The following is a 12,989-nucleotide window of genomic DNA, read 5'->3' on the forward strand; positions in this document are numbered from 1 at the left end:
TTACCGGTTCGTGCTTCTTTTCTATCGTGTTGTTGTCTGTCCATGTTGCTCTGTCTTGGTGCGTTGGCTTGGCGGCTCTTTTGCAAAACTTGGCTTTAGCGTTGGCTTGTGCGGTTTTGCAAATGTGCCACCAAATGCATAGGCTATTTGTTTTTCATTTGTCCGATTTTAGGAACTATTGTTATTAAAAATCTTTGGTTGGCATTACCGATGTCAGGCTGTGTCCGTGGAATACCTTTTTCGCCACTTCCAGCTACGATTATTTCGCAGTTCTTCAATTTGTCAAGTCCAACATTGTTTTGTTCCCAAAACTTAATTAGCGACTGGGCTCTGTGATAGCTTAGGTCGTCATTTCCAATCCAATTATCTTTTGATGCTTGTCCTTCAACTACAATTAAATATTTGATATTTTCTTCCTCTGGATATTTTAAGATGAGTTGTTTGATTACATCACCTGCTTTAAGCAAGTCAGAACGTTTGTCAGGCACAATTTTAGAAATGTCATAACTGCCTTTTGGAAACAAAAACTGCATGTTCAAAATGTGCTTTTTGTTCTCTGCGTCATACTTAAAGTAGGCTGTGTCAATATTGTTAACTGTTTTTTCAATTTCCTTAATTCGGTCAAGTTCCCTGCCTTTCTCTCCAAGTTCACCAATCATCTTGTTTTGCATGGTATAAACCAAAACAAAGAGAACAAGCATGACGAAAAACAAACTTGTCATTAAGTCTGAATAGCTCAACCAAAAGAAGTCTCTTTTTTTCTCGTTTGATTTAGCCATTTTACTTCTCTGTTGGGATTTCTATTTTACTGATGGTTTTCTTCAAGTCTATAATAGCATCAATAAGAGCCTTATTAGTTTCAATTGATTGCTTTTGCGAATCCTTGAAGTCATTTCGCATTTCAACGATTTGATTTTTCAAAACATTGAATTCATCCTTTTGGATGGATGAGTTTTCTACAAAAATTTTAATGGCATTTTGTATTTCATTAATTCCTGTGAAAAAGTTGTTGTTACTGCCAATAAAGGATTGAATTTGCTCAGTAGAAGTTTTAAAGTAACTATTGAGTTCCTTGTAAACCTCTTTGATATCTTGATTAAGTTCATCAACTTGGGTTCGCCATACTTCTCTGTGGTCGTTTATAGTAGGGAAGTGTTTTTCTAAAGAATCTTTGAATTGCTTCTGTAACTCAATTGTGGCAACACTATTATTGCTTATTGCTTTAAGATTTACATTGAAGTCCTTAAACTGTTCAATGATTATATTCATGTCATGGGCAACTTTCTCTGTTTTGTCAACATAACCATTTAAGCCTTTTTGATACGCTTGAAATTTTTCTAAGTGTTCTGCCGATTCTTTAAGGTCTGCAAACACCTCTGCAATTTTAGTTGCAGTTCTGGTTAAACTCAACTTGTTTATTTCTTCAAGAACGGTTTGCTGTTTTTGTAAGTTCTCATTTAATAAGTGCCCTGAATCCTTATAATCATCCATGTTTTCACCAAACTTGATGATGAAGTGATTTAAAACATCTTTAAAACTTCCAAGTGATTTAGAAACACCAATATTTAAAAAAGGAAGTAGTTCTCTTTGAAGAAAATCGTAGTAATGGTTTTTGTCTGTATCATTTTTATAGGCCGCTGGCTTGTAAACCAAAGCTGAATTAATTACTGTAAAAGTCAAGCCGACCAAACTTGCAAACATTGCAGCAATAACACCATTTAGTAACTGTCCAATACTTGCTGATGAAATTGTAGTGGTCGTTCCTTCGGTAGTTGCAGAAAAATCAATTCCCCACAAACCAATAATGATTCCCACAAATGTTCCTGCTAATCCTATATACAAAGGAACGTTTATGAGATTCCCGATTTCATTGTCTACCTTTTCAAGATGTCTTTCGCAGGTGTCTTTCAAAATACCAAAGTCGGCTGATGCTCCTTTGTTTTTGCATAAGTAGGCATTAGTAGATTTTATTACCTCTGAAAAGTGGGAATGATTCGCTTTTGTTGAATTAGGAATAACCAAAAGCTCGACCTGTTCGGCATCTTCTGATTCCTCAATTATTTGGACATCATTTGAAAGTGAATCCAAGTATTTATCAAATTGGTCAGGTTCACTTAGAATTACTTTGGTTATAAAGAATTTTTTGATTTGTATTTCTTTAAACGAACTTGGGAAAAATCGCTGATACGATTTTATTTTAAAGAATACGTTGAAAAATACAAATACTTGTAATCCAACAAGGGCTAAAATGAATATAATCTCAAATGTCATGTTCTCTGCTTTTAAAATAGGATTGTTTGATTGTCGTCTTTTTTGTTTTGAGTTTTTTTAGTTCTCGGTTTAGTTGCTTTCTTTTTAGGCTTTTCCTCGACTGGATTCAGTTTCCTCTGTTCGAGTTCTTTATACAAGTCGGTTGCCTTTGGATAATGACCCTCAACATATGCCTTCACGAGAAAAGCATGTGAAAGCGGTTTTTTCGGGTTTAAAACATCACAATTAGTTTCATAGTCAAGTAAAACAATATCCTCTTTTTGTGATGCTTCTTTTAGTCGTTCAATTATTTCAGAAACCTTGTTTTCTAATACCCACAAATAACTCGGAAGATAAATCTGTATTCGAGCATCAATATAATTGAGCAAGTCAGTTCCATTTACGCCTTTACGATGCCCCAAAGGTTTTCCATATTTTCTGACAGTTCTTTTAATGTCTTTCATGGTGTCATTAGAGAACATTGCCTCTTCTATGTCAGCACTTTCAAAGACTTTTAAAGCCTGCCAAATCCCTTCAACGGATTTTGCTTTGCGGTTTTCTGAAAAGGGGATAGGAATATCTCCGTGAGGATAAAACGGACTTAATTTGACTAATCCAGTTGTTGCTTTTGAAGTGACATCAACAATTTTGGCATTGGGGTATTTAGCCAATAATGTTTTTTCCTTCTTCTTTTTATTTTCAATGTATATCATGAAGCTATTTCATTAAAGTTGGTGATGAATTCAGCGGGTATCCAAGTTTTAACAAGGACTTCCGCCTGATGCTGTTTTTTCTCGATTGGATTCAAATCGAAATATCTTTTATGAAATAAATCAAACCTTAATGAACTTAAAAAATCAACTGAATCTCCGTTAGTATGTCTGCGGTCTGCTGCATTCATATCTGAAAATCTTGTATTTTCAAAATAGCAAACTTCAATTGATACTTTTAGTAAATAGGGTCTGGTAATTCGACCTTCATTCATTGCCACGTGCTTCATAGGATGGTCTTTTATGAAGCTCAAACGCACATAGTCTTCTAATCCAAATTCAAGGTCTAAACTTCTTCCCAATGAGCTGTTTCCTGTCATCGGTATTACAATGTTATTTTTGTCGCAATAATACCAAGAATACAAACCACCATTTTCTTTGATAGACTTTAGATTAGAATGGTCTGTAAAATGGTATAAGATTGTAATATTATTTTCTTGTAGCACCTTTTTCAAGTCACGCCAATTAGACTTTTTATTTAAAAGTGCTTTTAGTTTATTCTCTTTCTCTAACTTTTTCGATTCCTCAATTCTTTTCCTTGCTTCTTCTTGTTCTCTTAGAATACGTTTTTGTTCTAAAATTCTCTCTTGTGCAATCCTTATTCTTTCTGCTTCTTCTTGTTGTTGCTTTAATAGTTCAGCTTGTCGTCTTTTGAAAATCTCAAGTTCCTTTTCTTTGAGTTTTGTCACCGCTTTTGAAAGCCGTTCAACTCCTTTTTTATAGTCAGGTTTTATAGATTTGGAAAGCCTATTTACAAGTAGTTTGGCGTCTTCAAGTTTATTTTGTCCTATGAGTGAATCAAGATTGTTGAGTTCTTTCTTGATGTTGCTTTCGTAAATTTCACGCTGCTTTTGCTTTTCTCTCTCTCTGTTGCCGTGTCTTTTTAAAGTCGATTTTTCTTGTAGTAGTTTTTCAAGTTGTTTGAAATCTTTGTCAAATGCTGAAACAGTAAAATCTGATAGTTCAACTTTGTCGTCTATTTTATTTTTACTTAGAAGAGAGAACAGTTTATCTATCCTGCTGTCAAATGATGAAGTGTCAGGAGTAGCAACTTCTTTTATGCTAGATTTCTTTAGGTCAAGTAATGATAAACTTGATTGAAGAACCTTAATTTCATTTTCTAGTTCATGTAGGTCGTATAATTTCTTTCTCTTTCTTGTTGGTTTTTGTTCTGAAAGGATTTCAGGCTCTTGTTCAATAACCTCTACAATTTGTTTCGCACTTTCAAATTCTATAAGCGGTTTTAAAATTTCCTTTCTTTCTTCGTCATTAGTAGCATTTGACGCTTTTGTTAGTATTTCCTCTTTGTCTATGCCTTTCTCAATAGTTGCCTTTGCGTCTTGATACACTTTTATATCAGACTTCTTCTTCTTTCCTACAAAGAAGATTTTAATAGTTGTCCATATTTTTTTGAAAAACTTCATTATTCAGGTCGTTTGTCAGGGCAAAAGCAAATGTGGTGCAACTGTGTGTCGCCTTGTGGGTGGGGTTGAACCTCTTTTGATTTTGCTGAAGCGTTGGCTTGTCTGTTCATTTGTCCTTTAGTTTTATTGTTGCACTGTCGTCTTTTAGCATGACCGGTAACGTTTGTATTTGCGAAACCCGTTTCGCAATGCATCCAAATAGGTATGCTTTACGAAACTAGTTTCGGGTATTTTTCAATTAGTTTTTTTGATTTCCTGGGGCTTTGGTATTCGGAATTACTCCTTTCCAAAAATGCCTGATTGGCTTTCCCCTAAAAATCTATTTCAAGATAAACGCCGATCCCCTTTCTTCCAAACTAATCCTGTAAAAGTGGGGGGATATTTTTTAGCTCGGCTCAATATGAATCAGCACATGGCCTAGCTGAGGAATTTCCCGGCGTAAAGTATCCTTGAGTTCGTGAGCGATGTCATGCCCTTCCCGTACGGTCAGTTTCCCATCTACATGCGCATGGAGGTCCACATGGTATTTCATCCCAGCCTTGCGGATAAAGCACTTTTCGGTATCGCTGACCCCAGGCACAGTGAGGGCAACTTGTCGGATTTCCTCGACCAAGGTATCGTGGTTGTTTTCATCCATCACCTCACCCAATGCCGGTCTAAAAATCCCATAGCAATTGTACAGAATAAAACCCACCGCCAGCAAAGCGGCGTAATCGTCCGCGACTTCAAATCCCTCCCCTCCAAAAAGTGCGATGGATATCCCGATAAAGGCTGCCACGGAAGTAATCGCATCGGATCGGTGATGCCAAGCTTCTGCTTTTAGCGAAGAACTCCCGAGTTTTTTACTCCGCCGCAGAACGACTTGAAAGCTGGTTTCCTTCCAAAGGATAATCCCCGCCAAGACCCATAGCGTCCAGGATTCAGGTAAGGCATGGGGCGTTTGGATATTTTGGATAGACTGCCAGGCGATGGTAAAAGCAGATAGCACCAGAAAAACCACCACGGCAAAAGTGATCAAAGGCTCCGCTTTTCCATGTCCATAGGGATGGTTTTCATCGGCAGGTCGCGCAGCATAGCGAAGGCCAAGCAATACTAGAAGGGAAGAGAAAATATCAACCGTAGACTCGATTCCATCTGCAATTAGCGCATACGAATGACCAAAAATCCCTCCCAAAAACTTGATCACCGCCAGCACCATATTGCCAAGCATGCTAAAAATGACGGTTCGTATGGCGAGGTTTGGAGAAGACATTTGGTAAAAGTATGAATTACGATGGACGAGTTATGAGTTACGAGTTATGAATTACGATTTACGAGGTTTTTGAGAACCTCGAAGGTTTGAGTTCTTTATTTAGGTGGTGGATTTACGAGTTACGATTGACGAGGTTTTTGAGGACTTCAATATTGCCTTCCTAATTCAGGACTTATTCTAGTTCAAGTCTTTTGACTCCACTGACTCCACTGGTTCAAGTCTTCAGACTTGGACCTTTTTGTATGCAGTCTTCAGACTGCTTAAAGCAGATAACCTTTTAGGTTTTGACAGCCTCGAAGGTTTGGGTTCTTGATTTAGGTGGTGGATTTATGAGTTACGAGTTACGATTGACGAGGTTTTTGGGGACTTCAAACTGGCGCGGGAATTAGGAGTTACGAATTAGGATTTACAAGATGGTGAGGGAAGGGGATCTTCATCATTCCGCGATTGATTTTTTATTAACTGAAAGAAGATGGGAATTTTTTAATTACGAATGCCTAACCTCGAATGTCGAATAGCGAAGTAGGTTTTGAAAAAAAATCCGAAATCCGAAATCCCAACTCCAAAATCAACTCTGCTTTTTCCCAACCCAATACAAGCCTGTTCCGATTCCCACAAAGATCGCTGTCATCCAAATCGAGCGCTCGCTCACTTGCATCATCAACCACAAACAAGCCAAAATTCCTAAAACGGGAATCAGGTAGCCTCCTTTCAAAATGAATCGACCTTCCCCACGAAACTGCGGTCTGAGTTTAGGAATTGCTGCGCAACTCATGATAAACAGGAACAATCGGGAAAGGACCGTCATGGCTGCTAAGGCGGTAAATGACCCAAATGCTGAAAGAAGAAATGCTGCCAAACCGAAGAAAATCACGGAATTGGCTGGGGTTAAAAACTTCGGATGAACTTCCCCAAACCAGCGGGGCAATGACTTTTCCAAGGAAAGTGCATACGTGACCCGAGTTGCAGAAAACATGGAACTGATCAGATTAGCAATGACCGAAGCAGCCACCCCAATCATCAAAATCACCGCCCCCGGACTTCCAAAAAGCGTGGCGGACACATCCAAAAGCGGAGTTTTTGACGCTGCGATCGTTGGCACCGCGGCTTGAGAAACGACCTGAATCAGCATGTACAGCACTGCCACCACCGCCAATCCAAGCAATAGACCCAAAGGCATATCTCGCTCTGGACGTTTTGCCTCGCCTGCTGGTACGACCGCACCTTCAAACCCCACAAAAGCATAAATCAAAAGCAATGCTGCTGCTCCCAAATCCGATACAGGAGGTAGGGGAGAATCGAAGTTTGGAATTACCGAAGGGCCAAGCAGGATAAATCCTCCCACAGGTAGGAGAATCAAAACGGCAAATTTGATCACTGTAAAGAGGGTCATCGATCGAATGGACTCCGTAGAACCTATGACATTGATCAGACTTAAGCCAATGCAGATCACTGCTAAGGAAACTAATCGGCCGGATCCTTCTCCAGCTCCATCGATAAAATAGGCGATTGAATCTGTGAGCAAAACCGTATTGGCAGAAAATGAAATCAACCGTGCCAAGTAGTACAGCCAACCTCCTTGAAATCCAATGAAAGGTCCAAAAGCTAATGTTCCGTATCGAATGGGACCACCTGTTCCCCGGAAGTAGCTCCCTAGCTCCGCAAAACTTAAAATCACCGGTAAAATCAAAACCGCACAGAACGCATACACCAACACACTGTATTCCCCGGCCAAAGCCGCTGCTCCGCTTGGTAATCCAAAAATTCCTGCACCAATCAGGCCATTGACCACCAGCATCCAAATGCCCCAAAGACCGAGGTTTCGGGGAAGTTTTTCTTCAGAAGATTGATTAGAGTTGTTGACTGTGGACACTGATGCAGTTTGAATTGAGTTTGGAAAATAAACGAAATCCCTCTCGAAGGAAAGGGATTTCTGTTTTAGGTTGGATTTATTTTCTCCACTCCAATACTTCCATAGTGCTAATTTCTGGACCACCGCCACGGTTGGCTGAACCGGCCTGAACCCATATTTTCCCATTTAAATAAGCCGTTCCGGTTCCGTGTCGCCCTTGGTTCAAGTTGGGAAGGGCAGTCCAAGTATGGGTTCGCGTATCCAGCACTTCGACTTCAGCATGTGCCGGGGTCTGCACCCCACTTTCCCCATTCATGACCACCAAGTAGGGACCAATTCCAAGGTTTGAAGTCCCTGCTCGTTCGGTTGGAATTCCATTTTCGATGGTATGCCAGGTTTGGGTTTTGAAATCGTAATAATCTACCTCCTTAATAGTCGTGTCAATGACGCGGCCAATTTTAGCGTGGGAAGTTCGACCGCCGGCAAGATACAATCGGTCGCCGACCATGGCAGCACTGATATGATCTCTTGTGGAGCATCTGCGAGGGAAGTCCATTTTCCAGTTTTAGGATCGAGCTCGTCAAACCAAGCCACGAATCCATCCCAATGCCCGTCTTGAATTCCACAGACGACATAAATTTTTTCATTCCAAACTGTTATCCCTGCAGAACCTCTTAATCTTCCTTCTGGCATTTTAGGACCTTCTCTCCATGATTTGGTTTCAGGATTGAAAATCAAGGCAGTTGGAATAGGTGTCTCGTGCGGATAGCCACCTGTAAAAGCACCAAGAATCCATATTTCCCCCTTGTAATCCACTGCTTGAAAATGGTTGATTTCCATAGGAGCATCTGCCACCTTGGACCAGGTGTTGGTTGCTGGGTCGTATTCTTCCACGGGGCGCTGCCATCTGCCGCCCAAGGAATAAAGTTTTCCATTACAAGCAACAAATGAGCTTTCGTGTTTTGGAGTTGCTTCATTTTCGGGATGGACAATGGACCAGTTATCTTGTGCAAAAAGAACAGTGGAAAAGAGGAGAAAGAGGAAGGTTACGCTGAGTTTCATAGGTTTTGATTTTGGGTTGGGCTAAGATAGGCGATTAAAAAGATTTGTTTCTCACAGATTTCCACAGATGAATTCACAGATTATCACTGATATTATGATCGATTTCATCGATAAGCACATGCTTTTTCAAGTATGCAGCTATCAGTGGATTTTTCGGCGCAAGTCAACAGATAGATTATTATCAATAAGTATGAAAGCTAAAAAAAGTATCAGTGCAAATCTGTGACATGATCCGTGAAAATCTGTGGGAACTCTAAAAGTTCAAAAAAGTAAACCACGAATTGCTCCGTGGTTATCAAACTTAAATCCGAAATCCGAAATCGTCTATTTTCCTAAATCCAAGATATCCCGGATTTTATTGATCTCGGCCATTTTATCATACAATCCTTGGGTGTCTTCAGCAGCGATTTTGTTCCTGAAGTCGGTCAAGTTTTCAATAAACCCATCCAAGGCGGCAAGTACATTTTCTTTGTTTTCAGTGAAAATCGGTGCCCACATCGCAGGGCTTGACTTAGCTAGTCGTACGGTAGAGGCAAAACCAGATCCCGCCATATCAAAGATGTTTTTTTCGTCCTGCATTTTTTGAAGAACGGTCTGTCCCAGCATAAAGGAAGAAGCATGGGAAAGATGTGATACGAATGCCAAATGGCGGTCATGCTCTTCAGGATCCATAAATCGTAATTTCAGATTTAGCGCATCGAAGAGTTTGTATGCTTTTTCTTTCAGATGAAGATCTGTCTTCTCGAGTTCGCAGATAATGATGACTTTGCGGTCGAGGAGGTCTGCGAAGGCAGCTTTAGGTCCAGAATACTCAGTTCCTGCAATCGGGTGAGAGGCTAAGTATTGTTTTCGCTTCGGATGGTCAGCCATCAGCGCACAAAGTTTTGCTTTGGTCGAACCTAGATCAAATACCAAAGTCTGTTCGCCAACCTGATCCAAGACCTGAAGTAAAAGATCTCCCAAGGTATCAGCAGGAGTTGCCAAAATTACCAAGTCGGTGTCTGCATCAGGTGTTTCTTTGGCTTCGGTAATGATGCCTAAAGTTAAGGCGTCCTTCAGGTTTTGTGGGTTGGTATCGTGACCGGTGATTTTGATTTCAGGGAATTTCTGACGAGCGCCGAGACCAAAAGATCCTCCCAATAGTCCTAGTCCGATGATGTGTATTTTTTGCATAACAGGGTTAAGGTTTGATACGGTTGATAGCTTCCAAGATTTTGAATTCAGGCATGCAGAGCGAAAAACGCACGTAGTTGTTCCCTTCTGAACCGAAGATTTTTCCTGGGGTGATAAAGATATTTTTTTCGTAAAGAAGCCAATCGACAAGTTCCTCTGGTGATTTCTCTCCGTTGACTTTACACCAGACAAAAAGACCGGTGGACTGAGTGTCGTAGCTGAGGCCGAGAAGATCAGCCAGTTTCCAAACGAGCTTTCTGCGATTGGTGTAGATTTCGTTTTGGTCAGCAAACCAATTTCTTCCTAAAGAAAGGGCTGCAATTGCTCCTTTCTGAAGTCCCAAAAACATGCCTGAGTCCATATTGGACTTGACTTTCAATACCGCATCGACAAAATCAGCTCTACCGCAGAGCATTCCTACTCGCCAACCCGGCATATTGAAAGTTTTGCTGAGTGAGTTGAGTTCCAAAGCGACGTCTTTTCCTCCAGGAATACTCAAAACACTCAAAGGCTCTGGATTCAGGATATGGCTGTAAGGATTGTCATTGACGAGTATGATAGCATGCTTTTGGGCAAAAGCCACCAAATCAGTCAGGATTTCCATTGAACCTGCAGCTCCCGTTGGCATGTGAGGATAATTGATCCACATCAATTTGACCTTGGACAGATCTTTTTGCGCTAGCTCCTCGAGATTGGGTCTTCCTTTTTGCTCCAAATCCATGGAGTAAAAGATGGGTTCGGCTTCCAACAACCGAGTTACCGAGGTGTAGGTAGGATAGCCTGGATTAGGGATCAAGACCTGATCTCCAGGATTTAAAAAGGCCATGCTGATGTGCATGATTCCTTCTTTGGAGCCCATTAAGGGCAGGATTTCTTTGTTGGGAACCAGCTCAACTCCAAACTCCCGGTGATAAAACGAAGCCATCGCAATCCGCAATTCAGGGATTCCCTGATAGCTTTGGTAGCCATGGGCTTGCGCATTCTCAGCAGTATTTTTTAAGGCGTCAATTACAGAACGATCAGGAGCTAAATCAGGCGAACCAATACCCAAATTGATCACGGGTTTGCCCTCGGCAATAAGCTGGTTGACTTCCCGGAGTTTGGCCGAAAAGTAATATTCTTCGACACTATTGATTCTGTTTGCAAATCCCTTCATCCTTTTCTGCTGCTGTATTCTCCAAATATTTTTAAATCTCCAAAATCCTTGATAACCAAGTCCATTGCTTCCCTGAATTGGTTGTAATCTCCGAATTCAGCATCGATAAAAAAGGCGTATTCCCAAGGCTTTTCCATCACAGGAATCGATTGGATTTTACTTAAGTTCAATCCCTTTTCTGCCAACAAAGTGAGCAATTTGGCTAAACCTCCTGCTTCATTTCTTATCGTGATTTTGAAGGAAGCTTTATTGGGAAGGGTAGAGGGTTGGACCTTTTCCTTCTGTAAAATGATAAAGCGGGTAAAATTATCCTTTACCGTCTGAATGTCTCGGGCCAAAATCTCCAACCCGTAAATATCTGCTGCGATTTCACTGGCGATCGCGGCAAGTCCGGTTAGCTTTTCTTCAGAAATCCGCTTCGCTACAGACGCAGTATCTACATCATCGAATTGTTGAATATGAGGGTGCTTTGCTAAAAATACCTTGCATTGTAGCAAAGCCATCGGGTGAGAGCGAACCTCGAAAATTTCCTGAATCTGTTGTCCAGGCAAGGCCATCAGTTGATGGGCTATCGGTAAATAATACTCGTCTCGAATAAACAGGCCGAACCGATCGATCAAATCGTAATTGGGAAGGATAGCTCCGGCAATTGAGTTTTCAATAGCCATCACACCAAAATCCGCTTCTCCAATTGCCACTGATTTGGCTACCGGTTCGAAGGTGTTAAAAGCTAAAATTTCGGAATCCAGCCCAAAGTTTTTTAGAGCCACTTGATGGTGAAAAGATCCCGGAACTCCCTGTATGGCGATTCTTAAGCTCATGCCTCTGTCAGGTTATCAGCTTGGACTCCTGTCAGAGCCACATGCTTCCAAAAACTTGGATAGGATTTATTGACCACGTCTGGCTCCTCAATCAGCACTTCTGTTTTGGTCAAAAGAGGCATAAATGCCATGGCCATTCGGTGATCGTCATATGTGTGAATCTGCACTTGGTGTGGCATAGTCACGGAAGGAATGACTTGGAATACTTCCGGTTCGATTTCCTTAAGTTCTGCGTTAAACTTGGCCAATTCCTGCTGCAAGGCGTAAATCCGGTCGGTTTCTTTGATTCGAAGACTTTCTAATCCGGTGAATTTGGCGTTTTGTCCCAAGATCGCGCAAGTCACTGCGACGGTTTGAGCAAGGTCTGGACAATGGGTGAAATCCCAGTTTTTCAAGCCTTTTACAGCTTGTTTTTGGAGAAGTACACCTCCAGTTTGGAAGGTGGATTTTACACCCAAATGATCCATAATATCGACAATAGCCGAGTCCCCTTGGAGACTATTTTCTTTTAATCCTTCTAAAAATAACTCGCCTGAATCACCACAAGCCAATAGGCTGAACCAATAGCTTGCCCCGGACCAGTCGCTTTCCACTGCAAATCGGGTAGGGGTGTAGGCTTGATGAGGGACATGGATTTTGTTTCCTTCCCAAGTATAGTTTATTCCGAATTGAGCCATCAAATCGAGCGTCATCTCGATATAAGTTCGACTTCCTACTTTGCCTTCGAGCTCGATTTCCAAGCCCAAAGGCAAGATCGGAGCAATCATCAGCATGGCAGAAATGTATTGGCTGGATACATCCCCGCGGATTTTGACTTGGTTAGTAGTCTGTTTTGGAAGTCCATGGATAGCTAGTGGAGGGTAGCCTTCCCGATTAAGGTAATGAATATCTGCACCAATTGCCCGAAGAGCATCAACTAAGATGCCGATGGGACGTTCGCACATGCGAGCAGTACCAGTCATGACTTTTTTTTGATTTGTCACCGTCGTGTAAGCGGTCAAAAAACGCATGGTGGTACCTGCGTCGAGCACATCAAAAACCGGCGGACTCGTTTCCAGCAAGCGAATCATGGTTTGGGTATCACGAGCTTCGGCGAGGTTGGTGATTTCATTTTTTCCCAAAGTCAGGGCATCGATCACCAAAGCGCGGTTGGATTCACTTTTGGAAGAAGGAAGAGGAATGGATAAGGAATCGAATTCGCTTTTTTGGGCAAGTCGAAGGATATGCAT

The 12,989-nt window shown here is 41.3% G+C and carries 12 protein-coding genes; all 12 read right to left on the reverse strand.

The features are described from left to right. Positions 1-143: 143 nt before the first annotated feature. Positions 144-779 (reverse strand): hypothetical protein, encoded by a 636-nt coding sequence (locus tag AO498_RS07560; protein ID WP_148660200.1) that lies wholly within the window; start codon positions 777-779, stop codon positions 144-146. Position 780: 1 nt separating this feature from the next. After that, positions 781-2,271, reverse strand: coding sequence for a hypothetical protein (locus AO498_RS07565; RefSeq protein WP_067545489.1), 1,491 nt, complete (start codon positions 2,269-2,271; stop codon positions 781-783). A gap of 11 nt (positions 2,272-2,282) precedes the next feature. Then, the gene (locus AO498_RS07570; RefSeq protein WP_067545492.1) at positions 2,283-2,963 is read right to left on the reverse strand and encodes a DUF6939 family protein; all 681 of its coding nucleotides are present in this window, start codon (positions 2,961-2,963) and stop codon (positions 2,283-2,285) included. Then, on the reverse strand, positions 2,960-4,444 hold the full coding sequence (locus AO498_RS07575; protein ID WP_067545495.1) for a DarT ssDNA thymidine ADP-ribosyltransferase family protein: 1,485 nt from the start codon (positions 4,442-4,444) through the stop codon (positions 2,960-2,962). Before AO498_RS07575 ends, AO498_RS07570 begins: the two co-directional genes overlap by 4 nt. A gap of 385 nt (positions 4,445-4,829) precedes the next feature. After that, positions 4,830-5,696, reverse strand: coding sequence for a cation diffusion facilitator family transporter (locus AO498_RS07585; protein ID WP_067545502.1), 867 nt, complete (start codon positions 5,694-5,696; stop codon positions 4,830-4,832). 568 nt (positions 5,697-6,264) lie between these two features. Further along, the gene (locus tag AO498_RS07590; protein WP_067545505.1) at positions 6,265-7,569 is read right to left on the reverse strand and encodes an APC family permease; all 1,305 of its coding nucleotides are present in this window, start codon (positions 7,567-7,569) and stop codon (positions 6,265-6,267) included. 76 nt (positions 7,570-7,645) lie between these two features. After that, on the reverse strand, positions 7,646-8,056 hold the full coding sequence (locus tag AO498_RS17315) for a Kelch repeat-containing protein (RefSeq protein ID WP_236778650.1): 411 nt from the start codon (positions 8,054-8,056) through the stop codon (positions 7,646-7,648). Then, the gene (locus AO498_RS07595; RefSeq protein WP_236778651.1) at positions 7,969-8,610 is read right to left on the reverse strand and encodes a Kelch repeat-containing protein; all 642 of its coding nucleotides are present in this window, start codon (positions 8,608-8,610) and stop codon (positions 7,969-7,971) included. Before AO498_RS07595 ends, AO498_RS17315 begins: the two co-directional genes overlap by 88 nt. 324 nt (positions 8,611-8,934) lie before the next feature. After that, the gene (locus tag AO498_RS07600) at positions 8,935-9,783 is read right to left on the reverse strand and encodes a prephenate dehydrogenase (RefSeq protein WP_067545508.1); all 849 of its coding nucleotides are present in this window, start codon (positions 9,781-9,783) and stop codon (positions 8,935-8,937) included. 7 nt (positions 9,784-9,790) lie between these two features. Further along, positions 9,791-10,939: a pyridoxal phosphate-dependent aminotransferase gene (locus tag AO498_RS07605; protein ID WP_067545510.1), complete on the reverse strand. Its 1,149-nt coding sequence runs from the start codon at positions 10,937-10,939 to the stop codon at positions 9,791-9,793. Continuing rightward, positions 10,936-11,760 (reverse strand): prephenate dehydratase, encoded by an 825-nt coding sequence (locus tag AO498_RS07610; protein WP_067545514.1) that lies wholly within the window; start codon positions 11,758-11,760, stop codon positions 10,936-10,938. Before AO498_RS07610 ends, AO498_RS07605 begins: the two co-directional genes overlap by 4 nt. After that, positions 11,757-12,989 carry a 3-phosphoshikimate 1-carboxyvinyltransferase gene (locus AO498_RS07615; protein ID WP_067545516.1) on the reverse strand — a complete coding sequence of 411 codons (1,233 nt, stop codon included), beginning with the start codon at positions 12,987-12,989 and terminating at the stop codon, positions 11,757-11,759. The genes AO498_RS07610 and AO498_RS07615 overlap by 4 nt, the downstream gene beginning before the upstream one ends.

Source organism: Algoriphagus sanaruensis (genome assembly GCF_001593605.1).
Classification (GTDB): domain Bacteria; phylum Bacteroidota; class Bacteroidia; order Cytophagales; family Cyclobacteriaceae; genus Algoriphagus; species Algoriphagus sanaruensis.

Coding starts and splice junctions, on each gene's coding strand:
- AO498_RS07560 (WP_148660200.1), bottom strand. CDS start 779: ATGGCTAAATCAAACGAGAAAAAAAGAGACTTCTTTTGGTTGAGCTAT.
- AO498_RS07565 (WP_067545489.1), bottom strand. CDS start 2,271: ATGACATTTGAGATTATATTCATTTTAGCCCTTGTTGGATTACAAGTA.
- AO498_RS07570 (WP_067545492.1), bottom strand. CDS start 2,963: ATGATATACATTGAAAATAAAAAGAAGAAGGAAAAAACATTATTGGCT.
- AO498_RS07575 (WP_067545495.1), bottom strand. CDS start 4,444: ATGAAGTTTTTCAAAAAAATATGGACAACTATTAAAATCTTCTTTGTA.
- AO498_RS07585 (WP_067545502.1), bottom strand. CDS start 5,696: ATGTCTTCTCCAAACCTCGCCATACGAACCGTCATTTTTAGCATGCTT.
- AO498_RS17315 (WP_236778650.1), bottom strand. CDS start 8,056: ATGGTCGGCGACCGATTGTATCTTGCCGGCGGTCGAACTTCCCACGCT.
- AO498_RS07595 (WP_236778651.1), bottom strand. CDS start 8,610: ATGAAACTCAGCGTAACCTTCCTCTTTCTCCTCTTTTCCACTGTTCTT.
- AO498_RS07600 (WP_067545508.1), bottom strand. CDS start 9,783: ATGCAAAAAATACACATCATCGGACTAGGACTATTGGGAGGATCTTTT.
- AO498_RS07605 (WP_067545510.1), bottom strand. CDS start 10,939: ATGAAGGGATTTGCAAACAGAATCAATAGTGTCGAAGAATATTACTTT.
- AO498_RS07610 (WP_067545514.1), bottom strand. CDS start 11,760: ATGAGCTTAAGAATCGCCATACAGGGAGTTCCGGGATCTTTTCACCAT.
- AO498_RS07615 (WP_067545516.1), bottom strand. CDS start 12,989: ATGCATATCCTTCGACTTGCCCAAAAAAGCGAATTCGATTCCTTATCC.